A 24,583-nucleotide genomic window follows, 5' to 3' on the forward strand; every position below is an offset into this window, starting at 1 on the left:
GAGATACTCAGGTAATAGCTCAGGTAATAAATACGTGCCGGCGGATAGAAGGAGAACCGAATGGCGCCCGAATACCGCATGATGGATGGCAACGAAGCCGCTGCCACCATCGCTCACCTGCTCAACGATGTGATCGCGATCTACCCGATCACTCCCGCCTCGCCCATGGGTGAGCTGTGCGATAGCTGGAGCGCCAACGGGCGCCCCAACCTCTGGGGTGCCGTGCCCGATGTGATCGAGCTGCAGAGCGAGGCCGGTGCCGCCGGTGCCGTGCATGGCGCGCTGCAGGCCGGTGCCAAGACCTGTACCTTCACCGCCTCCCAGGGGTTGCTGCTGAAGATCCCCAACATGTTCAAGATCGCCGGTGAGCTGACGCCGACGGTGTTTCATGTCGCCGCGCGTTCGGTGGCCACCCATGCCCTGTCGATCTTCTGCGATCACTCCGATGTGATGGCCACGCGCAGCACCGGGTTCGCGCTGCTGGCCTCGAATTGCGGCCAGGAGGTGATGGATTTTGCCTGTATCGCCGAGATGGCGACGCTGGAGGGACGGGTGCCGGTGCTGCACTTCTTCGACGGTTTCCGCACCAGCCACGAGGTGAGCAAGGTGGAACTGGTCACCGCGGAGCAGCTGCGCGAACTGATCCCGGCGCATCTGGTCCAGGCCTGTCGTGACCGCGGCATGTCGCCGAACCGGCCCCAGGTGCGCGGCACCTCACAGAACCCGGATGTTTTCTTCCAGTCGCGCGAGGCGAGCAACCCCTTGTACAACGCCTTCCCCGGCATCGTGCAGTCGGCGATGGACCGTTTCGCCGCGGTCACCGGTCGCCAGTACCGGCTCTATGAATACTGCGGTGCGCCCGATGCCGAGCGGGTGATCCTGCTGATGGGCTCGGGTGCGCAAACCGCGGTGGAGACGGTGGCGCATCTGAACGCGTCCGGCGGCAAGGTCGGCGTGCTGAAGGTAAGACTGTTCCGCCCCTTCGATGGCAAGCGGCTGATCGCGGCGCTGCCGGCGACAACCAAGGCACTGGCGGTGCTCGACCGCACCAAGGAGCCCGGCGCCGACGGCGAGCCGCTGTACAAGGATGTGGCTACCGCGCTGCTACAGGCATACGCCAGTGGCGACTGGCAGGGGGCAACTCTGCCGCGGATCGTCGGCGGCCGTTTCGGCCTGGGTTCCAAGGAGTTTACCCCGGCGATGGTCAAGGCGGTGTTCGACTACCTGGACGGCGAGACACCGCGCCACCCGTTTACCGTCGGTATCGACGACGACCTGAGCCAGCTGAGCCTGGCCTACGATGCCGATTTCCGCACCGATGCCTGCAACCAGTGGGTGCAGGCGGTGTTCTACGGCCTGGGCGCCGATGGTACCGTCAGTGCCAACAAAAACAGTATCAAGATCATCGGCAGCGAGCCGGGGCGCTATGCCCAGGGCCATTTCGTCTACGACTCGAAGAAGTCCGGCGCGGTGACGGTATCCCATCTGCGTTTCGGTCCCGAGCCGATCCACGCCGCCTACGAGATTCAGCCGGGGCAGGCGGATTTCGTCGCCTGTCATCAACCCCAGTTCCTCGACCGTTATCCGATGTTCGAACTGGCGAAGCGGGGCGCCTGTGTATTGATCAACACACCTTTGACCGGCGCAGCCTTTTGGACCAGCCTGCCGGGTGAGGTGCAGCGGTTGATGCAAAACCGCAAGCTGCGTGTGTATCTGATCGATGCCTACAAGGTGGCGGAGGAGGCCGGGCTCGGCAAGCGGATCAATACCATCATGCAGACCTGCTTCTTTGCCCTGACCGAAGTGCTGCCGAAACAGGCCGCGATCGCGGCGATCAAATCCGCGGTGGAAAGCAGCTACGGCAAACGCAGCCGCCGGATCGCCGATATGAATATCGAGGCGATCGATAATGCGCTGGCCCACCTGAACGCCTTCGAAGTGCCTGCCAAGCCACCTGGGCAGATCCCGATGCGGGCGATCGAGGTGGCAGAGGATCCCTTCCTGAAGAGCATCACCGCCGAGCTGATCACCGGACGCGGTGATGCGTTGCGCGTGAGTCAGCTGCCGCTGGACGGGGCCTGGCCCTCGGGCACAGCACAGTATGAAAAGCGCGACCTGGCGCTGCAGATCCCCAGCTGGGAGCCGGATCTGTGCACCCACTGCGGCAAGTGCGTGCTGGTCTGCCCGCACAGCGTGATCCGCTCCAAGGCGTTCGATGCTGCAGCACTGGCGGACGCGCCGGATGGGTTCAAGGCGGTGCCGATCAAGGGCGCGAAGGAGTTCCCGCCCGATACGCTGATCAGCTACCAGCTCTCGCCGGAGGACTGCACCGGCTGTACCCTCTGTGTCGAGATCTGTCCGATCAGCGACAAGAGCAACGCCAGCCGCAAGGCGATCAACATGGTGCCGAAGGCGCAGACGCTGGAGCAGGAGACGCGCAACTGGACCTTCTTCAACGCGCTGCCCGAATTCGACCGCACCCAGGTCAAGGAGACCACCCTGAAGGGCGCGATGCTCTATCAGCCACTGTTCGAGTTCAGTGGCGCCTGCTCCGGTTGCGGCGAAACGCCTTACGTGCGCCTGCTCAGCCAGCTCTATGGCGACCATATGCTGGTGGCCAACGCCACCGGCTGCTCATCGATCTACGGTGGCAACCTGCCCACCACGCCCTGGACCCATAATGCCGAGGGGCGCGGCCCGGCCTGGAACAACTCCCTGTTCGAGGACAACGCCGAGTTCGGCCTGGGGATGCGCGCGGCGCTGGATGCGCAGAGCGCCTACGCGCGGGCGCTGCTGGAAGACCTGGCCAGCAAGCTCGACGCGGAGCTGGTCACGGCCATTCTGAACGCCGACGAGAGCAGCGAGGCGGGGCTGGCGGCGCAACGAGAACGGATCGAAACACTGCGCGATGCGTTGGCTAAGATCGACGACCCTTGTGCCCGTACCCTGTTGGCGGTGGCGGACAAGCTGGCGCGGCACAGCGTCTGGATCGTCGGCGGTGATGGTTGGGCCTACGATATCGGCTACGGCGGTCTCGATCATGTGCTCGCCTCCGGGCGCAACGTCAACATTCTGGTGCTCGACACCGAGGTCTACTCCAATACCGGCGGCCAGACCTCCAAGGCCACGCCGCGGGCGGCGGTGGCCAAGTTCTCCGCCGGTGGCAAGCCGGGACCGAAGAAGGACCTGGCGCGGCTGGCGATGGACTACGAGCATGTCTACGTGGCCCACGTGGCCTATGCCGCCAAGGATGTGCAGACCCTGCGCACCTTCCTCGAGGCGGAAAGCTACGACGGACCCTCGCTGATCATCGCCTATTCGCCCTGTATCGCCCACGGTTTCGACATGGCCGACAACCATGAGCATCAGCGGCTGGCGGTGGAGTCCGGGCACTGGCCGCTGTTCCGCTACGACCCGCGCCGGGCGATTGAAGGGCAAAACCCGTTACGGATGGACTCCAAACCGCCTTCGATTCCCTACTCACATTTTGCCCGCACCGAAGCACGTTTCAGCATGCTGATGCGCACCCACCCCGAGGCCGCCAAGACGTTCCTCGATGCCGCCCAGCACGAGGTGACCGAGCGTTACCACCGTTACGCCCAGCTCGCCGAGCTGAGCTGGGAAGAGGTGGCATCGCCGGCCGAGGACGAGCAGCCGCAAGCAACCGGTGCCGAGGAGGTACAACCATGAAACAACGACTGAACGCGCGCTATCTGGGGCTGGATCTGAAAAGCCCGCTGGTGCCCTCGGCCTCGCCGTTGACCGCCACCCTGAGCGGCGCCCGCGCACTGGAGGATGCCGGTGCCGCGGCGATCGTTATGCACAGCCTGTTCGAGGAGGAGTGTCAGAAGGATCAGCAGATGCTGCATCAGTTCCTCTATGACCGGGAGCAGGGCCATGCCGAATCTGAAGGTTATCTGCCGGAGCCCGATGGCTTCAAGACTGCCGAGGAGCGTTACCTGGAGACACTGCGGCAGATGAAAGAGCATCTGGAGGTACCGGTGATCGCCAGCCTGAATGGCGTGACCCGGCGTGGTTGGTCAGATCATGCCTGGCAGATCGCCGAGGCCGGCGCCGATGCGCTGGAGCTGAACGTCTATTATGTCGCCGCGGATGCGGACGAATCGTCGCAGGATGTAGAGCGGCGTTATCTGGATATCCTGCATGCGGTCCGCTCCTCGGTACCGGATCTGCCGCTGGCGGTGAAGATCTCCTCCCAGTTCACCAGTCCCGTGCATTTCGTCAGTCAGCTCAAGCAGGTGGGTGCCAATGCCGTGGTGCTGTTCAACCGCTTCCTGCAACCGGACATTCAGCTGGAGACCCGCCGTCTGCGCTCGCTACTTGAGTTGTCGCGCTCCGAGGAGCTGCGCGAGCGGTTGCGCTGGATCGCCATCGTGCGCGCCCAGGTGGCGATCGATATCGCCGTCACCGGTGGTGTGCACAGCGCCGAGGATGTGCTGAAGGCACAGATGTGCGGTGCCGACATCACCCAGATGGCCAGTGCCCTGATGCAGCGCGGCCCCGGCATCATCCGCGAGATGGAGGCGATGCTGCTCGACTGGCTGGATGAGAACGAATACGACAACCTGCTGCAGCTCAAGGGCAGTGTCTCCTACCGCAATGCGGCCGACCCTGCAGGGTTCGAGCGGGCCAATTACCTGGAGACATTGGACAGCTGGCGGCCTTGACCGAATGGTCAGGGGTGACAACTCTATATCTGGTGTTAGTATTCTGTGAACGAATGTTTTAATCGGGCGTGCAGGTGACAGAACAACCTATCACTCTGTAATCTGATCGGGGCATTATCCATGAGGTAGCGGGAATGCTAACCCACACTCCGATGACCAAAGGGCTTTGGAATGGATATTAAAGCGATAGAAAAAATACTGGAGGCGGACGGCATCGTCTTCCTCACGTATGGCGGTTTCATCACTCAGTCCCTGATCGCCGGCATGACCGACGCGCTGGAGCGCGAGAGTGAAAAAAAGGATATTAATCAAAGGCTGGCGAACAATATATTCGTCATATTCATCGAGCTTTCGCAGAATATGATGAACTACTCCAAGAGTCGCGAGAGTGCAGGTGAGGCGTTCGATCCCAAGGGGCTGATCGTTGTCGGCAAGGGCGAGAGTGATTCTTACTACATACTCAGCCAGAATATCCTCGATCGTAGCGACAGAGACAAGATTCAGCCCAAACTCGAGGAGATCCAGAGACTGGACAACGAGGCGTTGAAGCTGCGATACCGGGAGCTGCGCAAAAGTGGTCGGGATAGTCACGGTAAGGGAGCGGGGATCGGCTTCTACGAGATCGCCAAACGCTGTGACCGGATCCAGTACGAATTCATTCCCATCGGCGACGACAAATATTACTTTCAGTTCAAAGCTATCGTGAAATGATCCGGGGTGCTGTCATGGAAAAACTGCATTTGGAAGCGACTCAATACACACCGGAGATCAGCCTGGATCCCAACGGGGTCATAGCCTTTACCGGCAAGTCCTATCCGGAGAACACCTTCGATTTCTACCAGCCGGTAATGGAGTGGCTGGACCAGTACTTTGGCAATGAGTTGCCGGAGCGGACGGTGGTCAACATGGAGATCATCTACTTCAACTCCAGCAGCTCCAAGTTGTTCTTCGACATGTTTGACATGATGGAGGAGGCCGGCAGCGAGCATGCTCTGGAGGTTAACTGGATCTACGATCCTGAAAACGAGAGCGCACGCGAGGCGGGTGAAGATTTCATCGAAGATTTCGACAAATTGACCATTAACCTCATCGAAAAGGGATAAACCGATGAGTATCAATCCGGACGAAAAGCTCATCATGGAGCTTGAGGGGTTGCGCGAGCGATTCAACAAGACCACCGACAAGATCATCAGGGATATCAATCGTCAGAAGAAGATCATGGAGCGCAGCGACAAGCGCCAGCGACAGGAGTATGACGAGATCCAGAAGCGGGTGGCGGAAGTCGAGGCGCTGAACCGCGAGATCGAGGAGACCCAACGCGAGGTGGTGTTCACCATGGGCGCCATCGGCGAGAGTCGCTCCAAGGAGACCGGTAACCACGTCAAGCGTGTGGCAGAGTACTCTAAACTCTTTGCCCTCTATTATGGAGTGGACCCGGATCAGGCCGAGCTGCTCAAGCAGGCTTCGCCGATGCACGATATCGGCAAGGTCGCCATCCCCGACAGCATCTTGAACAAACCGGGTCGTCTCGACGACGAGGAGCTGGAGGTGATGCGCACCCATGCCCAGTTGGGGCATGAGATGCTGGCCTACTCCACCCGGCCATTGCTGAAGCTGGCGGCCACCGTGGCCCTCGAGCATCATGAAAAATGGGACGGCAGCGGCTATCCACGGGGACTGAAGGGTAAGGATATCCATATCGCCGGCCGGATCACGGCGTTGGCTGATGTGTTCGACGCACTGGGCAGCGATCGCTGCTATAAGAAAGCCTGGGACGATGAGCGGATCTTCGCGCTGTTCCGCGAGGAGCGCGGGCGCCATTTCGATCCCGATCTGATCGATATCTTCTTTGAACATATCGATGAGTTTCTGGAGATCCGCGAACAGTTGAAGGATGACTATTGACCGGGTGTCCGGTTAAGGCTCATTGATGGGCCGGGCCGGCTGGAGGACAGTTCTAGACGGAGTCCGGCGCTTGGTCGGTCCGTGGCAGCACAGGGATTTCAGGATGAGAAGATTGTGTGCACTGCTGTTGCTCCTGTTCAGCTGCCTGGTACAGGCCGACCCCGCTCAATTCAGGGCCTCCCTCGACAGAACGCAGCTGGGGTGGCTCGATAGCCACCCGCAGATCCGTATCGGTGCGATGGATGGCTGGCCGCCGATGAATTTCGTCGACTATCGCCAGCGCCCGCAAGGGATAGGTGCCGACCTGGTGGCGGCCCTGAACCGGCGCCTGGACGGCCGTCTGCAGATCGTCTCCGGCCCCTGGAGCGAGATCTACGAGCAAACCCGGCAGGGCGAGCTCGATGCGCTGCTTGATATAACGCCAAAACCGGAGCGGGAAGCGTTCTTCAACTTCACCCGACCTTACCTGCATATCCCTCACGTGATTGTCGCCCGTAAGGACGTTGCCTACCTGTCCAGCCTGGACGCGTTGGCCGGTAAGACCGTGGCCTTGGAGGCGAGTATCGGTACGGTCAAATATCTGCAAACCCACTACCCGCAGATCACCATTCGCGAATACCGCGATACCTCTCACTGCCTGGACGCGGTCAACCGGGGCGAAGCGGATGCCTATGTCGGTAACCGCGCCGTTGCCGATTATCTGATCGCACAGGAGCTGCTGCAGAACCTCAAGGTACACGGGCGAGACAACACCCGGCCGGGTTCGGTGCTGGCGATCGGCACGCCGAAACAGGATCCGATACTGCGCGATATTCTGCAGCTTGCACTCGACGATATCGCGCCGCCGGAGTTCAACACCATCCTCTCCCACTGGAGTGCGGCACAGGCAGACGATATCGAACTGACGGCACAGGAGCTGGCCTGGATTGCGCAACAGACCGAGGTTCGGGTCGGCGGTGAAACCGACTGGCCACCGTTCGACTTTGTCGGCCAGGATGGCCGTTACCAGGGAGTATCGCGCGATATCCTGGATCTGGTCGCGAACAAGACCGGTCTCAAGCTGCGTTACATCACCGGCCAGAGCTGGGCGGAGATGCTGGCGGCATTCAAGAGCGGTGAGCTGGACATACTGCCGGCGATCTACAAAAGCGAGTCGCGTGCCGAGTATACCGAATTCACCGACCCCTACCTGGAGGTCAAGGACTACGCCTTCATGCGCAGCGATGCACCGCCACCGGCCTCGCTGGAGGCGCTGGCGAAGATGCGCATTGCGGTGATCGAGGGGTATCAGATTGCCGAAAACCTGCGTAATCGCTTCCCCGATATCAAGCTGGTGCGAGTCGATTCATTGCAGCAGGGGATCGATGCCGTACTGCTTGGCCGTGCCGATGCCTACATCGACGGTTATGCGGTTGTCAGATATCACCTGGCGCGTAATCTGCAGACGGGAATCGAACCAGTGCTGCCGGTGGACTTTTACGTCAATACGCTGCATGTGGGGGTGAGCAAGCGCCAGCCTCTGCTCGCCGGCATAGTGCAGAAGGCGGTCGCCTCGATCAGCGACGAGGAAAAAAATGCGATCCTGTTGAAGTGGTTTGGCGAGCAACCGACGCTCGTTCGGCAGCGGATCGAACTCTCCGCACAGGAGCGCACATTTATCGCGGAGCATCCGCAGATCCGGGTATTCCACGATGCCAACTGGCCCCCTTTCAGTTTCGAGGAAAAGGGGCGGGCAGAGGGACTCTCCGTTTCGTTGATGAACCTGATCGCCGAGAAAACCGGTTTGAGCATCGACTATGTTACCGGCCCCGCCTGGGATGAGGCGATGCAGGATGCACGTGACGGCCAGATCGACCTGCTGCTCGACGTGTCGCCGTCGCCCGAGCGGGCCGAGTATCTGACGTTTACCTCACCCTATATCCAGGCGTTACGCGGCATCGTAATGCGCCAGGGAGCGCCCCCGGTAGAGCGTTTCGAGCAGTTGCTCGACAAAACCATCGCCTTGCCGCGGGGGTTCTATTACACCGAGTATTTCCAGAAATACCACCCCGAGGTGAAGCTCTACCTGGTCGACACCGATGAGGAGGCGCTGCAGGCGGTCGCTTACGGCAAGGCCGACCTGACCCTGGGGGTGATGGCGGCGCATCAGTATCTGATGGAGAAGAACTACATCACCAACCTGAAGATTGTCGGCTTGCCCGAGTCGGAGCTGGATTCGGATCTGTTTCAACCTTCGCCGCTGGCGATTGCCATACGCAAAAGCGCTCCCGAACTGGCCTCGATCCTGGACAAGGGGCTGGCCGCGATCAGTACCGATGAGATGCGCGCCCTGATCCAGCTCTGGCTGGGGGACTCCAACAGCTATCCCGATCCGGCGGCGCTGGAGGCGCTGAACCTGTCCCGGGAGGAGAAGGAGTGGCTGCGTAGCCATTCGGTTGTCCGCTATAGCGAAGTCAATTGGAAACCGCTGTCGATCATCGACAACGGGCGGATGACCGGCATCATGGGCGAGTACCTGTCGCTGGTGGAGCGGCGCACCGGCATTGAGTTCCAGTACGTACCGGCGCAGAGCTGGCCGGAGGTGCTAGACCTGTTTACCAGCGGTGTGATCGATATGGTTCCGGGCGCGGGCGACTCGCCGCAGGAGCGCTCTCTGGGCCTGATGAGCGACCGTTATGCCGGGTATCCGATGGTGATCGTGACCAACAGCCAGATCGCCTATGTGCGCTCGCTGGATGAACTCGGTCAACGCACCTTTGCCGTGCCCCAAGGCTATACCAGCGCTTACTATCTCAAGCAGGCGCTGCCGGGGGCGAAGCTGATAGAAACCCAGGATATTCCCGAGGCGCTGGGTCTGGTTGCCAGCGGCAAGGCCGACGCATTCGTTGGGCATCTGGCGCCGGCACTCTACTACATGGGGCAGATGTCCGGCGGTGAGCTGCGCATCGCCGGCAATGCCGATTTCCAGTTCAGTCATCACTTTCTGATCTCGCCGCGCTACCCGGAGCTGCTGTCGATCGTCAACAAGGTGTTCGCTACGCTGACCGAGAAGGAGCGTGAGCAGTTCTATCACGACTGGGTGCAGGTCGAAGTGCAGCAGGGCTTCGACTACTCGCTGTTCTGGAAGGCGTTGGCGGTGGTTCTGGCCCTGGCAGCGGTGATGATCTACTGGAATCGCTCGCTGAAGAGCCGCGTGCAGCGGGCGACCGCCGAGCTGACCGCACTGCTCGAATCGTTTGACCGCCATGTCATCGCATCAAAAACCGATACCGAGGGACGCATTACCTACGTATCCGATGCTTTCTGCGCGATCAGCGGCTACTCCAGGGCGGAGCTGCTGGGCCAGAATCACCGAATAATCAAGCACCCGGATAACGATCCTGCCCTCTATCGGGAGTTGTGGCACACCATTGCCAAGCAGCGGGAGACCTGGCGTGGAGAGCTGAAGAACCTGCGCAAGGATGGCAGCCATTTCTGGGTCGAGGCGATCATCCAGCCGGAATATAACCATCGGGGTCAACACCTTGGTTACAGTGCCATTCGCCAGGATATCACCGCCAAGAAAGAGGTGGAGGAGCTGAGCGACTCGCTGGAGCAGAAGGTGGTGGAGCGCACCGAAGAGCTCAATCAAAGCCGGCTACAACTGGAGGCCTATAACCGCAAGATTTCCGATTCCATCGAATATGGCTCGCTGATTCAAAACGCCCTGTTGCCAGAGCCAGCCCTCATGCAGACGTTTTTCGACGACCACTTCACCCTCTGGGAGTCCAAGGATGTGGTCGGTGGCGATATCTTCCTGTTCGACCCGCTGCGCAACGAGCATGAAGCGCTGCTGTTTGTTATCGATTGCACCGGACACGGCGTGCCGGGAGCGTTCATGACCATGCTGGTCAAGGCGGTGGAGCGGGGTATCGTCAGCGATCTGCGCTCGAACGGGCTGGAGGTGCACCCGGCCGAGATTCTGCAGCGGTGCAACCGTACCATTAGGACGCTGCTGCGGCAGGATAATCCCGATTCGGTCAGCAATGCCGGGCTTGATGGTGCGGTGCTCTATTTCGATAAGCAGCGTGATCTGCTGCGTTTTGCCGGAGCCGAAACCCCGCTGTTCTACTTCGACAGGCTGGGCAGCCTGCAGACGATCAAGGGGGATCGCCAGGGGATAGGTTATCGCACTTCGGACCCCAACTTCGTCTTCAACGAACATGAGCTGAGGATCAGCGAGGTGCAGCGCCTGCTGCTGACTACCGACGGCTATATTGACCAGAATGGCGGCGAGAAGGGATTTCCATTAGGTAAGCGGCGATTGAAAGAGTTGTTAACGACCTACCGGGATCGACCTCTCGACGAGCTCTATGAGGGGTTGCAGGCCGCGTTGATCGACTGGCAAGGAGCACAGGAGCGCAACGATGATCTGACCCTGGTCGGGATCGACCTGCATCGCCCTGATTGAGCGACATAACGGCTACTGTTTGTCGCCACTATGCTCCAACAACAGCTGTGTCATCGCCTCAGCCGGTACCGGGCGGCTGATCAGGTAACCCTGGGCGAAGTCGCAGCCCTCGTCGCGCAGGAACTCCAGCTGCTGCTGGGTTTCCACCCCCTCGGCGATCACCTTCAGGTTGAGGTTGTGGGCCAGGGAGATGATGGCGCGCACGATCTCCGCGCTTTTCTCCTCCTGGAACAGCCGCTGTATGAAGATGCGGTCGATCTTCAGCGCGTCCAACGGCAGGTGTTGCAGGTAGCCGAAGGAGGAATAACCGGTGCCGAAGTCATCGACGGATACTGCGATGCCCAGAAACTGAAACGCGCTGAGGGTGGCTATGGCGCTTTCGGGGTCGTGCATCATCATGCTTTCGGTGATCTCGAACTCGATAGCCTCACGGGGCAGCTGATACTGGTCCAGCAGCATCCCGACCTGTTCCGGTAGTGCCTCCTGCTGCAGTTGCTTGACCGACAGGTTGACCGCCACGCACTGGCTCAGGCCATGTTGGTCACGCCAGTGTTTCAGTTGGCGGCAGACCTGGTCGATGATCCAGTCGCCCAACTGGCCGATACGGCCCATCTCCTCCAGCTTGGGTATGAAGATGTCGGGACCTATCGTCATATTACCGTCCGGTTTCCAGCGCACCAGCGCTTCGCAGCCCTGGATCCGGCCGCTGCTCAACTCCAGCTTGGGCTGGTAGTACAGCTCGAACTCCTGCTCGACCAGCGCGCGGCGCAGATTGCGCTCCAGCTCCATAGCCGCCAGCGCCTGTTGCTGCAGCTCCTCGGTGAAGAACTGAAAGTTTTGTCGCCCGCTGCTCTTGGCCTTGAACATCGCCAGCTCCGCCGCCTGCAGCAGCGGCTCGAACAGCTCCCCCGATTCGGGGAAGGTGGCGATGCCGATGCTGGCGCCGATGAAGAACTCGTGGCCGTGGATCTTGAACGCTTCCGACAGTACGTCGATGATCCGTTCCGCCAGTTGGGCGGCGTTGCGGTTGTGATGCTCGGTGAAACTCTCCAGCAGGATAATGAACTCGTCGCCGCCGAGGCGGCCGATCAGATCACCGTCATGGAGCAGGCGGCAAACCCGGTGGCTGACCTCCTGCAGCAGCAGGTCGCCCACGTCATGGCCGTACTGATCGTTGATCTGGCGAAAGTGATCGATATCCAGGTGCAGCAGCGAGAACCCGCGCCGATTGGTATCCGCCCGTTCGATGGCGCGATGCAGATGTTTCTCGAAGGTGCTGCGGTTGAGCAGGCCGGTCAGGGTGTCGAACTGAGCCAGCCGTGATAGCTGCTCCTCGATCTTGCGTCGCTGGGTGATGTCTTGAAACGCGATCACCACACCGACCATGCGGTCGCCGTCGTGGATCGGGTTGGCCAGGTATTTGACCGGGAAGACCTGTTTATCCTTGTTGTAGAACAGGCCGAACTCCTCGCGGAAGGTGAGGCCGGTGCTGCAGCGCTGGAACACCAGTGAGTCCTGCCAGGCGATGTGCTCCTCCTGCTGGTGCGACAGGTTGACGAACTCCTGTATCCCGCGTCCGCTCAGTTGCGCCTCGGGCAGCCCAAGAATCTTCTCGCAGGCGGGGTTGGTGTAGGTGATGCGGCCCTGGGCGTCGACGCCCAGAATCCCTTCGCCGATCGATTCCAGCAGCAGCCTGTTCTTGCTCTCCAAGCGCTGCACGTCGCCCAGTGTGCGCTGCAGTCGGATGCGCTGATCCTCCAGATCGAGAAACACCTGTATCTTGCTGCGCAGGGTATGGGCGTTGATCGGTTTGAACAGGTAGTCGACGGCGCCCACCTCGTAGCCCTTGAACTCAAGTTCCTCGGTGGGGTCGGCGGCGGTGATGAAGATCAGCGGCACATGCCGGGTGCTTTCGTTACAGCGCAGCAGCGAGGCGGTCTCGAAGCCGTCCATCTCCGGCATCATCACATCGAGCAGGATAACGGCATACTTCTCCCTGAGCGCCATCGCCAGCCCCTCCTTGCCGGAGTGGGCGTAGTGAAAGGTCGCCTCGACCTCATGCAGGATACGTTTGATGACGCGATGGTTTTCGGGGCGGTCATCCACGATCAGTATGTTGGGCCGCGCGCCGTCGCTGCGGCGGGACTCTACACCATGTTCTTGCTGCACCTTGGTTTCTCCTGTCCTGGCTGCGCGAGCGGTTTCCTTGGAGTTCCCCCCATGTCGGTGACAATGTGGTCATGCTCGGCGGCGAGGCTGTCAGCATTGACCGTCTGTTTGCGATAGATACGTGCCTTCCTGTCCAGTAGCTCGAAATGTGACTGCTCCATCTTCCGGTCCAGGCTCTCCTTGTCGCCCAGACACAGGAATCCGTGTGGATCGAGGCTCTGATGGAACAGGGACAGAGCCCGCCGTTTCAGGTGCCGGTCGAAATAGATCATCACATTGCGGCAGATGATCAACTGCATCTCGCCGAACACGCCATCGACCGCCAGGTTATGGTGGGCGAAGGTGATATGCTCGCGCAGCCGCCGGGCCGGTTTTGCCACGCCGTAGCGGCAATGAAAATGCTGTTTCAGCGCGCCCTGGCCGCCGGACTGCCGGTAGGCCTCCTGTCGTGCATCCAGGTCGACCTCCTGGAACACCGCTTCCCGGGCCCTGGCCAGGATGCCGTGGTTGAAGTCGGTGGCGTAGAGGCGGGCGCGATCGAGCAGGCCCGCCTCGTCGAGCAGTATCGCCAGGGAGTAAACCTCCTCGCCGCTGGAGCAGCCCGCATGCCAGATCTTGAAGAAGGCGAAGGTCTTCAGCACCGGCAGAACCCTCTGCTGCAACGCGCTGAAAAAAAACGGATCGCGATAAAACTCCGTTACGTTGATCGACAGACACTGCAGCAGTCGCTGCAGGGCATCCGGTCGATACAGGATCAACGGGATCAGTTCCGACAGATGCTCCAGCCCTTCGATCTGCAGATGCTGGGTGATACAGCGCTGCACCGAGGTGCGCGAGTAGTGGCGGAAATCGTAACCGCTATGCTGGTAGAGACACTCCAGCAGGGCGGTCAGTTCGATCTCGGAGACAGTTGTATTGCCCTGCATCGGCCGCCTCCTAGTGGTATAACCAGACCTTCATCATCGACAGCAGACTGTTGATATCGACCGGCTTGGGCATGTAGTCGCTGGCGCCGGCCTCGATGCACTTGTCTCTGTCGTCGGCCATCGCCTTCGCCGTCAGCGCGATGATCGGCACCGAGCGGGAGATCTGGTCTCGAATCCGCTTCATCGCCTCATAGCCGTCCATGATCGGCATCATGATATCCATCAGGATCAGCTCCACATCCTCTTCCGCCTGCAGCTTCTCCAGCGCCAGCTGGCCGTTGTCGGCCAGACTGACCTTCAGGCCGTGCTCCTTGAGCACCTTGGCCAGGGCATAGGTGTTGCGCAGGTCGTCGTCGACCACCAGCACCTTGCGGCCGTTGAGATCCACCGCCTGAATCACCTCCTGCCCCTGCTGTAACGAAGGCGGTAAGGTTTGGTGCACGCTGTGCAGAAATAGTTCCACCTCCTCCTGCAGTCGCTCGGGTGAATGGCCGTCCTTGATCACGATGCGGTCGGTGTAGCCCATCAGTCGCTTGTACTCCTCTTCGCTCAGCTCCTTGCCGGTGTAGACCACCACCGGCGGCATGCTGAGCTCGGGGTCCTGGTCCACCTGATCGAGGAAATCGAAGCCGCTGATATCCGGCAGGCTGAGATCCAGGATGCAGCAATCGATATGCTGCCGCTTGAGCAGTTCCAACGCCTGCTCACCGCTGTGGGCGGTATGGATCTCCAGTGAACGGCTCGCGAGCAGGCGTCGGATCGCGTGGCAGGCGTTGCTGTCGTCCTCGATCAGCAGTAACTGCTTGATATTCTTATGGGTTACCGCCTCAAGGCGGGCAAAAGCCTTGTCCAGCTCCTCCATCGAGGCGGGCTTGGTGAGGAGGTTCAGAGCCCCCTGTTGCAGCGCCTGCGGGTCGTCGTCGTGAGCCGATACGATATGCACCGGGATATCGCGGGTGTGGGGCGAGGCCTTGAGCGCCTCAAGCACCTGCAGACCGTCGGTGTCGGGCAGCCCCATATCGAGGATAACCGCCTTGGGTTCATGGCTGAGTACCAGTTTCAGCGCCTCCTTGCCCTGGTTGGTCACCAGGCTGGTGAAGCCGCGTTTCTCAGCCATTTCAGCCAATATCCCGGCGAACTGGGGATCGTCTTCGACAATCAACACGTGGTTGCCCGGCGGCGCTACAGCGCTCGATCCCTGGATCGGCCCGGGCGTTGCCTGCTGTGCCGGGTAGGTGGCCGGTGTAGCTGTCGGCAGGGGCGTGTCCTCGCCGTTGCCCTTGGCCTTACGGCCGGTAGGGGCAGGCGTGAGGCGGGCCTGGAGGGGCAGGATAAGGCTGAAGGTGCTGCCCCGCTCCAGTTCGCTCTGCAGCTGAATCTCGCCGCCGAGCAGGCCGGCCAGTTCGCGCGAGATGGTCAGCCCCAGTCCGGTGCCGCCGTAGGCGCGGCTGGTGGAGCCGTCGGCCTGCTGGAACGCCTCGAAGATCGCGTCCTGCTTCTCCTTGGCGATGCCGATGCCGGTGTCGATCACCCGAAACGCGAGGCCTGTGTCGACCGCTTCGATCAGCAGGCGGACACTGCCGCTACGGGTGAATTTGAAGGCGTTGGAGAGCAGGTTGCGCAGGATCTGCTCCAGCCGCTGCTCGTCGGTGTGGATCTCTGGAGTGGGGGCGGTGGTGATCTCTATTGCAAACTCCACCTCCTGCTGCTGGGCGACCGGCTTGAACTGGCTCAGCAGCCGCTCGCATAGCGCGTCGAGATCGGCCCGGGTGTTGTTGATCTGCAACTTGCCGGCCTCGACCTTGGACAGGTCGAGGATGTCGTTGATCAGTAAAAGCAGCGCCTTACCGCCTTCATGGATGACCTGCAGATCCTCGACCTGGGTGTCGCTCAGGTTGCCCTCCCGGTTGTCCGCCAGCGACTGCGACAACAGCAGCAGGCTGTTCAGTGGTGTGCGTAGCTCATGGGACATGTTGGCCAGGAACTCCGACTTGTAGCGGCTGGTGATCGAGAGCTGTTCCGCCTTGTGCTGCAACTCGGCGCGGGCCTGTTCTACCTCCGCCTTCTGCCGCTCCAGATCGCCGGTTTTCAGCTGCAGTTCGCGGTTGGATTTTTCCAGCAGTTCCTTGCGCGAGGTCAGCTCCTCCTCTGAGCGTTTCAGCGCCTGGGCCTGCTCCTCCAGCTCCTCGTTGGCCGCCTTCAGCTCCTCCTGCTGCGTCTCCAGCTCCTCGGCTGTCTGTTGTGACTCCTCCAGCAGTTGCTGCATGGTGTCACGGTCCTGGGCGGAGCGGATGCTGATGGCGACGGTCTCGCCGACCTGATCGAGCAGGTCGAGCTGGGCATCGCCGAAGTCGGCGAAAGCCCCCAATTCGATCACCCCCGAGACCCGGTCATCGTAAATCAGCGGCTGCACGATGATGTTGCGGGGGACCTGCTCGCCGAGACCGGAGCTGACGGCGATATAGTCGCTCGGCACATTGGTCAGCAGAATCGGCTTGCGCTCCTTGAGCACTTGGCCGACCAGCCCCTCACCCGGTCTTATCCGGGTCGACAGATGCTTGCGACGGGTAAAGGCGTAGCTGGAGGCCAACTCCAGCGTACCGTCGGTCTGGGTGACGTAGAAGACGCCGATCTGCGCCTGCAGGTAGTCGGCCAGGAAACGCAGGATCCTGTCGGTCAGCTCTGCGATATCCGGACCGCCGCGCACCAGCATCGCCAGGTCGGCCATGCCGGTCTTCAGCCACTTCTCCCGCTCGCTCTCGGCGCTGAAGCGGCGCAGGCTGTCGACCATCTGGTTCAGCGCTCGACTGAGCCGGTCCTTCTCCCCCTTGGGGTCCAGACCCACGTCGTAGTTGCCTTCGGCGATCGCCTCGGCAACCCGGCCGATATCCTGCAGCGAGGCGACCATCCGGTTCATCGACAGGCCTAGTTGATCCCTGTCGTTGCGCGGGCGGACCTGGATGTCATAGTTGCCCTCGGCGATCTCCCGCGCCTGGCCGGCGACCAGCCCCAGGCTCTCGATCAGCTGGTTGATCGGCTGTTCCAGGCCGTCGTCCTGCTGTTGGCTGACGTAGCGGACGTTGAAATCCCCGGTCGCCGCCGTGTTCACCACGCGGGCGGTCTCGGCCACGATCTTGTTGGTCAGCTCGCCCTGCAGACGTATGGTTTCCATGCTCTGCCAGGAGTACACATGCATGACGATATTGGCATCGAGCTGCACCAGCTTGCCGATGGCGGTGATCAATTCGAAGCAACGATCGCTCTCCTCGATCTGCCGGCGGGCGTGGTTGCCGAGCCAAACCTGGCAGAAGTTCATGCCGGCCAGGTAGGCCGATACCGGCAGGTTGATCGAGGCGTGCACCTTGCCCACGGTGATCCGTCTTTCCGTGTAGGCGTCGTCCACCTGGGCCTTGAGAAAGTCCCGCCAGTAATCGTTTTGCAGCGATTTGACCCGCGGTGGTACCCCGGAGGCAAAGAAGTCTCGGTACCAGCCCTGGTACTGCAGCCATTCGTAGAAATCCTCGATCAGATTGTCGACATCGACCTGAGGCAGTTGACCGAATTCGCGGATGAGTAGAAGGTCTGACTCGCTGATCTGAAACTGCTTGAGCAGCTCGGAGGCCCTGATCTGTTCGAACGCCATGATTCCCTGCTCCCTGCGTATTTGCGCCTGCCGCAGGAGTCTGCGGCAGGCTGAACCTGTGCCGCGATTAGTATAGTAAACAGGTTGGTTTTTGCTGCATCAGACCAGGCAGAGATTGTTTACATCTCCCACTCTTTCATGATGATGTGGGTCTTCACGCGCATCATCTTGTGGAAGTTCTCGATCGCCGCGCGGATCTCGATCAGCCGCGCCATGCTGGCCGCCTCGATGTAGACCAGCATGTCGGTTTCGCCGCTGATGCCGCAGCAGCGTTTTACCTCCGGAAAGGCTCGGATCAACTCCACGTAATCCTCGCAGCGACTTTCGTTGTAGAACAGCTCGAGAAAAGCGCGCACGCTGGGTGCCTCGGGGGAGGCGATGCGGGCATGGTAGCCCTGGATGATCCCCTGCTGTTCAAGATGGCGGATCCGCTCGCTGACGGCGGTGCGCGACAGATTCACCGCGCGCGCGATCTGCGTCACCGGTGTTCTGGCATCGTTGCGTAACAGGGTGAGTATCTGCTGGTCGAACTTGTCCACGGTGCTCCTTTGCTGCTGTGTCCGGCGCTCCTGGCGCGCCATGCCCCTATCATCGCTCTTTTTTCCCGCCGCCGGCAGATCGCCGCTCAGTTCCGACGAACTGCAGGTCAAAACCGCCGCTTTGCCAGCTAACCGCCGGCCTGGCGCGGCTTACTATATCAGCACCCGTTACAACCACCTATGCGCAGGCGGCGAGCCGGTATGACCCCACCTCACTGCGCACCGTAGAGCATCCGATCATGAGTCGATTATCAAAGGAGTTGAGCCTGGCGCAGGGGGTCGGTCTGCTGACCACTTCGCTGCTGGGCACCGGTATCTTCATCGTGCCCGCCGTTGCGGCCACACTGGCGGGGCGTGCGTCGCTCTGGGCCTGGCTGCTGTTGATTCTGCTGGTGCTGCCGATCGCCTTCACCTTCGCCCAGCTGGGCAAGCGCTTTCCCCATGCCGGTGGTGCACCATCGCTGATCGGGCGGGCGTTCGGTGGGCGCATGGAGCAGGGCACCGCGTTTCTGTTTCTGGCGGTGATACCGGTCGGCCTGCCGGCGGCACTGAAGATGGCCAGCGGTTTCTGGCATGCGCTGTTCGATCTCTCCTCTGCACAGGAGCTGCTGATCCAGCTGGCGACGCTTGGGTTGATGCTCTGGCTGGGGCAGCGACCGGCACAGGCCTCTGGCCGGGTGCAGACCGCAATCGCCGTGTCGATCATTGCCACGGTGGCGGCGATCTGGTGGCGCGGTGGGTTGCTCGGTGGCGAGCAACCGCTGCAGCACCTGGATGATCTGAGCTGGGGAGCCATACCGGCAGCGCTGGCGGTGATGTTCTGGTGCTTTGTCGGTATCGAGGCATTTACCCATATGGGTGAGGAGTTTCGCAATCCGCAGCGCGACTTCCTGCCCTCGCTGCTGATCGGCGTGCTGCTGGCCGGCTTGGTGTACTGGAGCTTCTCGGCTGCCGTGCTCCACTTCGGTATGTATGGGGATGCACAGAGCAACGCGACCTCGCTGCCGGCGATGATCGGCAGCCTGTGGGGGCCGCGAACGAGCTGGCTGGCGGCGTTGATCGGTTACCTTGCCTGTTTTGCGTCGGTGAATATCTACCTGCAGGGCTTCGCCCGGCTGATCTGGAGTCTGGCCGACGAGGGCAAGTTGCCCTCGTCACTGGCCCAGCGTAATGGGCAGGGCGTACCGGCCCGGGCGCTGGCGGTGGTGGTTGCTGGCTGTGCATTGGCAACGATACTGGCCTGGTGGAACACCACATCGGTCGATGAGCTGATCCGCTACGCCAACGGTAACTTCGTGTTGGTCTACCTGTTCAGCATGGCGGCGGGGTGGGTGCTGTTGCCCGGGTTCTGGCGCTGGCTGGCCGGGATCAGCGCACTGCTGTGCGGGCTGACGCTGGTAATGCTGGGCATGCAGATGCTCTATGCCCTGAGCATGCTGGCGCTGTTTATGCTGGTGGGTTACCTGAGGCCGATGATCCTGCGCGGTCGCCGCGGCACGCTCTGAGCCAGCCTGGCGTAGCGCATATCACCGGGCTTCAGCGGCCAGCGCGTGCAGCCCGGCCATGACGAACGCTTTGATATGGGCGGCGACCTCCTGTGCCGGGCGCTGGAAGATCGGTTTCAGCGGTGTCGGCAGATCGGGATTGATCACCATCAGCATCAGGCAGGGTGACATCAGACCGAGCAGGCTGTAGCGCAGTTTCACATCCGTAATGCTTAGGCCAGTGATCTCGGCCAGGATCGGCATCGCGATCTCCACCCTGGGCAGGGTTTCCGTTTCCAGTATCCGGTCGATCAGCGGCGAGGGGGTCAGGATCTCCCGGGCCCAGACCCGCGGGTGCCAGCTGCGCTCGTCGATCAGGCCCTGCACCAGGCCGTCGATCATCTGGCCCAGTTTCTGTTCCGGAGTGTCGCCGCTGCCGGCGATCCGGGCCAGATAGTCCAGATTCAGCAGGTGCTGCATCACCTCGTTCATTACCGCCAGATAGAGTTCGTCGCGGCTGCCGAAGTGGTAGTTCACCGCGGCGATATTGGTACCGGCCTTGGCGCAGATCGCCTTGCTGGTGGTCTCCTGATAACCGCGCTCGGCGAACAGTTGCCCGGCGGCTTCCAGGATCAGCGCGCGGGTAGCGTCGCCGTCGGTGCGCCCCCGGCGGGTAGCGGTTTTGGCTGTCGGGTGTTTCCTATTCTCTGTATTCGGCATAACAGGATTGAGGCTGTCTCACAGTTGCGTTGTTAGTTGTAATTTAAATTTGAATTTAATATTGTGCAAGCTAATCTACAGACTAAACGGTTACAGCGACAGGGACTGGGCAATGCGAAAGCTAGTCGTTCTGATTCTGATAGTGGCACTGGCCGTCGGTGTCGGTTGGTGGCAGTACACCCAGCCGGCTCAGGTGGAGGGACGGCTGGTGCTCTATGGCAACGTGGATATCCGCCAGGTGTCGCTGGCGTTCAGCCTCAGCGAGCGCATCACCGAGATGAGCGTGGAGGAGGGTGACAGGGTCGTTCAGGGGCAAGCGTTGGCGCGGCTCGATACCGAGACCCTGAAGCTCCAGATTGCGCGCACCGATGCCGCCATCGCGGCGCAGCAACAGCAGGTCGACAAACTGCACAACGGCAGTCGGCCACAGGAGATCGCCCAAGCCAGGGCCCAGGTCGAGGCCGCGCGGGCGGAGCTTGGCCTGGCCCGCAGCCGTTTGAACCGCTTACTCGACGTGGCGCAGAAAACCGAGGGCCGGGGTGTCAGCGCCCATGAGATCGATGCCGCCCGTGCGCAGCTGCGCGCGAGCCAGGCTCAGTTGAACAGCCGCGAACAGGCGTTGGCGCTGGCCGATGCCGGGCCCCGGGCCGAGGATATCGCCCAGGCCGAAGCGCAGCTGCAGGCGTTGCGGGCAGACCGGTCGTTGCAGCAGCACCAGCTGGAGTTGTCGACGCTGATCGCACCAACCGATGCCGTGGTCCGCTCCCGCCTGCTCGAACCCGGTGATATCGCGTCGCCGCAGAAACCTGTCTATACCTTGGCGCTGACCGATCCGAAATGGGTGCGGGTCTATGTCGCCGAGCCCGATCTTGGCCGTATCCGTCCCGGCATGGCGGCGCAGGTGGTCACCGACAGCTATCCCGACCAGCCGATCGAGGGGCGCGTGGGGTATATCTCATCGGTGGCCGAGTTCACGCCGAAATCGGTGCAAACCGAATCGCTGCGTACGGCGCTGGTCTACGAGGTGCGCATCCTGGTCGAGGATGTCGGCGACCGCCTGCGCCTGGGGATGCCGGCCACGGTGTATATCGATACCGGCGCAGCTGGTGACAGCAGCGGACACTCCTGATGGACGTCGGGCAGTTGGCGGTGCGCGCCCGGGCGGTTCACAAAGCCTTCTACGATAAGCAGACCCGCATCACCCAGCAGGCACTGAAAGCGGTCGACCTGCAGATACCCAGCGGTTCGTTGACCGCGCTGGTGGGGCCGGATGGCGCCGGCAAAACCACGCTGCTGCGACTGATGGCGGGTTTGATGCAGGCCGATAGCGGCGGGTTGGAGGTGCTGGGGATCGATGTGGACAGGGAGCCTCAGGCGGTGCAGGACCGGATCAGCTACATGCCGCAGCGGTTCGGCCTGTACGAGGATCTCAGCGTGCAGGAGAACCTGGACCTGTACGCCGATCTGCACGGTGTCTCCGCCGCGCAGCGCAGCGAGCGCTACCGCCGACTGCTGCACATGACCGATCTGGCCCGCTTCACCGACCGCCCGGCGGGCAAGCTCTCAGGTGGTATGAAACAGAAGCTGGGGCTGGCCTGCACGCTGGTGCGCTCACCGGATCTGCTGCTGCTCGATGAACCCACGGTCGGTGTCGACCCGCTCTCGCGGCGCGAGTTGTGGCAGATCATCCAGCAGTTGATCGCCGAGGAGCAGCTCAGCGTCATCGTCAGTACCGCCTATCTGGATGAGGCTGGGTTATGCGACCAGGTGTATGTGCTGCATGAAGGCGAGTTGCTGGCCCAGGGCTCTCCGGCGCAGCTGCGCCGACATGCCGCCGGACGCTGCTATATCGCGACCCCCTCAAATGGGCAGAGCGCGCTGCAGTTGCAGGCGCGACTGATCGATGCCAACCGGCTGATCGTCGATGCCGTGCCCCACGGTGGCGAGGTGCGCCTGGTGACTCAGGCCGATGTGGCGCAAGTACAGCTGTCCGAGCTACTCGGCGGGGCACCTTTGCGCGGCACCGAACCCCAGTTGGAAGATGGCTTCATGGTCCTGCTGCGGACCCGTTTAGGGGGCGCCCCTGCGCAGGTCGATGCGCTGGAGCAGAAGCCGCCTGGCGATAATGTCGGCAGCGGATCGGATGTGGTGATCGAGGTGCGCGATCTGGTGCGCACTTTCGGCGATTTCACCGCCGTGGCCAGCACCAGTTTCGAAGTGCGCCGGGGCGAGATCTTCGGCCTGCTCGGACCCAACGGCGCCGGCAAGACCACTACCTTTCGCATGCTCTGCGGCTTGCTGCCCTCGACCAGCGGCTTTCTGCAGGTGGCCGGGGTCAACCTGCGCCATGCGCGTGCCTCGGCGCGGCGGCGCATCGGCTACGTGTCGCAGAAGTTCTCTCTCTACGGCAATCTGACTGTGCTGGAGAACCTGCGCTTTTTCGGCGGCGCCTACGGTCTGCGAGGCAAACAGCTCAAGGCCCGGACCGATGCGGTGCTGGAGCAGTTCGACCTTAAGGGCCAGGAGCGCACCCGCAGCGGCGAGCTGCCCGGCGGTTTCAAGCAGCGTCTGGCGATGGCCGCGGGCCTGATCCATGAACCGGAGATCCTGTTCCTCGACGAACCCACCAGCGGTGCCGATCCGCTGGCCCGGCGCTCGTTCTGGCGCCGCATCACCGCCCTGGCCGAGTCGGGCACCACGATCATCATCACCACCCACTTCATGGAGGAGGCGGAATACTGCGACCGCATTCTGATCCAGGATGCCGGCAAGCGGCTGGCGATGGGTACGCCGCAGCAGGTCCGCGAGCTGGTGCAACCGGTCCGCGCCCCGACGCAACCGGTGCTGAGCATGGAGGAGACCTTTATCGGCATCGTCGAGCGCGGCCGCAACGGCCTGGGCGCGGGGGAGGTACAGGTATGAGCCAGTACTCCAGCGGCGGTTTCTGGCGCAGGCTTATGTCGTTGATCCGCAAGGAGACACGGCAACTGCTGCGCGACAAGAGCAATCTGTTGATCGGCATCGGCCTGCCGATCGTGCTGATCTTCATCTTCGGCTACGGTGTGTCGCTCGATGTGCGCAATATCCGCCTGGCCGTGGTTCAGGACGATCACTCGCCCGTTGCCAGCGACTTTGTCTCCGGGTTGACCCTGTCACGCTACTTCAACCCGCTTCCGGCGCAGTCCCTGCACAGCGCCAAGCAGATGATGCACGACGGCCGGGCGGAGGGGATTCTGCACCTGGCCAGCGACTTCTCCCGTCAGCTCAGCACCGGACAGGCCCAGGTACAGCTGATCGTTTCAGGCTCAGAGGCGCCGCGCGCCGGGCCGATCGTCAACTATATGAACGCCCAGGTGGCCCAGTGGCAGCAGAAGCGCGTCGACCGCTTGGGGCTGGGCCAAGCGCCGGGTGCGCGCATCCAGCTGGTCGAGCGGATCTGGTTCAACGACGCCAACACCAGTACCTGGTTTCTGGTGCCGGGGCTGATCGTGCTGATCATGACCCTGGTCGGCACCTTTCTCACCGCGCTGGTGATGGCCAGGGAGTGGGAGCGCGGCACGCTGGAGGCGTTGTTCGTCACCCCGGTGCGCCCCACCGAGGTGCTGCTGGCCAAGGTCACCCCCTATTTCGGCGTCGGCATGCTCGGGCTGGTGCTGTGCATGCTGGCGGGGCGCTTCCTGTTCGATGTACCGATCAACGGCTCGCTGCTGGTGTTGCTGCTGGCCTCCATGCTCTACCTGCTGGTGGCGCTCGGTATCGGTCTGCTGATCTCGTCGGCGACCAAGAACCAGTTCCTCGCCAGCCAGATCGCGATACTGGCCAGCTTCCTGCCGGCGCTGATGCTGTCCGGTTTCGTGTTCGATCTGCGCAACCTGCCGGTCGGCATCCAGGTGATCAGCTACGCGCTGCCGGCGACCTACTTCATCGAGCTGATCCGCACCCTGTTCCTGGCCGGCAACTTCTGGCCGTTGATCGTCAAGGACTGCCTGATCCTCGGCGGCTATGCCCTGGTGCTGCTGAGTTTGGCCCGTTACGTCACCCGCAAGCGATTGGACTGAT

At 61.7% G+C, this 24,583-nt stretch carries 15 protein-coding genes; 10 read left to right on the plus strand and 5 right to left on the minus strand.

The features are described 5' to 3' along the window. Nucleotides 1–60: 60 nt before the first annotated feature. From nifJ to KQ940_RS02135, 6 genes are all read left to right on the plus strand, one after another. Nucleotides 61–3,690 carry a pyruvate:ferredoxin (flavodoxin) oxidoreductase gene (gene nifJ / locus KQ940_RS02110; protein WP_246589610.1) on the plus strand — a complete coding sequence of 1,210 codons (3,630 nt, stop codon included), beginning with the start codon at nt 61–63 and terminating at the stop codon, nt 3,688–3,690. Further along, a complete protein-coding gene (locus tag KQ940_RS02115) occupies nt 3,687–4,688 on the plus strand; it encodes a dihydroorotate dehydrogenase-like protein (RefSeq protein ID WP_217411200.1) in 1,002 nt (333 codons plus the stop codon). Before nifJ ends, KQ940_RS02115 begins: the two co-directional genes overlap by 4 nt. A 171-nt stretch (nt 4,689–4,859) precedes the next feature. Continuing rightward, nucleotides 4,860–5,399 carry a SiaB family protein kinase gene (locus KQ940_RS02120; protein WP_217411202.1) on the plus strand — a complete coding sequence of 180 codons (540 nt, stop codon included), beginning with the start codon at nt 4,860–4,862 and terminating at the stop codon, nt 5,397–5,399. A 14-nt stretch (nt 5,400–5,413) separates the two neighbouring features. Next, a complete protein-coding gene (locus KQ940_RS02125) occupies nt 5,414–5,791 on the plus strand; it encodes a DUF1987 domain-containing protein (protein ID WP_217411204.1) in 378 nt (125 codons plus the stop codon). Between the two features lie 4 nt (nt 5,792–5,795). After that, complete coding sequence (locus KQ940_RS02130) at nt 5,796–6,593, plus strand: HD-GYP domain-containing protein (protein WP_217411206.1); 798 nt, start codon at nt 5,796–5,798, stop codon at nt 6,591–6,593. 103 nt (nt 6,594–6,696) lie between these two features. Then, nucleotides 6,697–11,043, plus strand: coding sequence for a transporter substrate-binding domain-containing protein (locus KQ940_RS02135; protein ID WP_217411208.1), 4,347 nt, complete (start codon nt 6,697–6,699; stop codon nt 11,041–11,043). A 12-nt stretch (nt 11,044–11,055) separates the two neighbouring features. On the opposite strand, the gene KQ940_RS02140 is transcribed toward KQ940_RS02135, so the two are convergent. The 4 genes from KQ940_RS02140 to KQ940_RS02155 form a co-directional block, all read right to left on the minus strand. Beyond that, complete coding sequence (locus tag KQ940_RS02140) at nt 11,056–13,212, minus strand: GGDEF/EAL domain-containing response regulator (protein ID WP_217411210.1); 2,157 nt, start codon at nt 13,210–13,212, stop codon at nt 11,056–11,058. After that, nucleotides 13,191–14,138, minus strand: coding sequence for a CheR family methyltransferase (locus KQ940_RS02145; protein ID WP_217411212.1), 948 nt, complete (start codon nt 14,136–14,138; stop codon nt 13,191–13,193). The genes KQ940_RS02140 and KQ940_RS02145 overlap by 22 nt, the downstream gene beginning before the upstream one ends. Before the next feature lie 10 nt (nt 14,139–14,148). Continuing rightward, the gene (locus KQ940_RS02150; RefSeq protein ID WP_217411214.1) at nt 14,149–17,781 is read right to left on the minus strand and encodes a response regulator; all 3,633 of its coding nucleotides are present in this window, start codon (nt 17,779–17,781) and stop codon (nt 14,149–14,151) included. A gap of 119 nt (nt 17,782–17,900) precedes the next feature. After that, nucleotides 17,901–18,320 (minus strand): Lrp/AsnC family transcriptional regulator, encoded by a 420-nt coding sequence (locus KQ940_RS02155; RefSeq protein WP_217411216.1) that lies wholly within the window; start codon nt 18,318–18,320, stop codon nt 17,901–17,903. A 239-nt stretch (nt 18,321–18,559) separates the two neighbouring features. On the opposite strand from KQ940_RS02155, the gene yjeH reads away from it, so the two are divergent. Next, complete coding sequence (gene yjeH, locus KQ940_RS02160) at nt 18,560–19,825, plus strand: L-methionine/branched-chain amino acid transporter (RefSeq protein WP_217411218.1); 1,266 nt, start codon at nt 18,560–18,562, stop codon at nt 19,823–19,825. Between the two features lie 21 nt (nt 19,826–19,846). On the opposite strand, the gene KQ940_RS22910 is transcribed toward yjeH, so the two are convergent. Beyond that, nucleotides 19,847–20,524 (minus strand): TetR/AcrR family transcriptional regulator, encoded by a 678-nt coding sequence (locus KQ940_RS22910; RefSeq protein WP_217411220.1) that lies wholly within the window; start codon nt 20,522–20,524, stop codon nt 19,847–19,849. 112 nt (nt 20,525–20,636) lie between these two features. On the opposite strand from KQ940_RS22910, the gene KQ940_RS02170 reads away from it, so the two are divergent. The 3 genes from KQ940_RS02170 to KQ940_RS02180 are packed head-to-tail and all read left to right on the plus strand — an operon-like array spanning nt 20,637 to nt 24,582. Further along, on the plus strand, nt 20,637–21,653 hold the full coding sequence (locus KQ940_RS02170; protein ID WP_217411222.1) for an HlyD family secretion protein: 1,017 nt from the start codon (nt 20,637–20,639) through the stop codon (nt 21,651–21,653). Then, nucleotides 21,653–23,446 (plus strand): ATP-binding cassette domain-containing protein, encoded by a 1,794-nt coding sequence (locus KQ940_RS02175; protein WP_217411224.1) that lies wholly within the window; start codon nt 21,653–21,655, stop codon nt 23,444–23,446. Before KQ940_RS02170 ends, KQ940_RS02175 begins: the two co-directional genes overlap by 1 nt. Continuing rightward, nucleotides 23,443–24,582: an ABC transporter permease gene (locus KQ940_RS02180; RefSeq protein ID WP_217411226.1), complete on the plus strand. Its 1,140-nt coding sequence runs from the start codon at nt 23,443–23,445 to the stop codon at nt 24,580–24,582. Before KQ940_RS02175 ends, KQ940_RS02180 begins: the two co-directional genes overlap by 4 nt. Nucleotide 24,583: the final 1 nt, after the last annotated feature.

Origin of the sequence: Marinobacterium ramblicola, from assembly GCF_019084545.1 — a bacterium.
GTDB lineage: Bacteria > Pseudomonadota > Gammaproteobacteria > Pseudomonadales > Balneatricaceae > Marinobacterium_D > Marinobacterium_D ramblicola.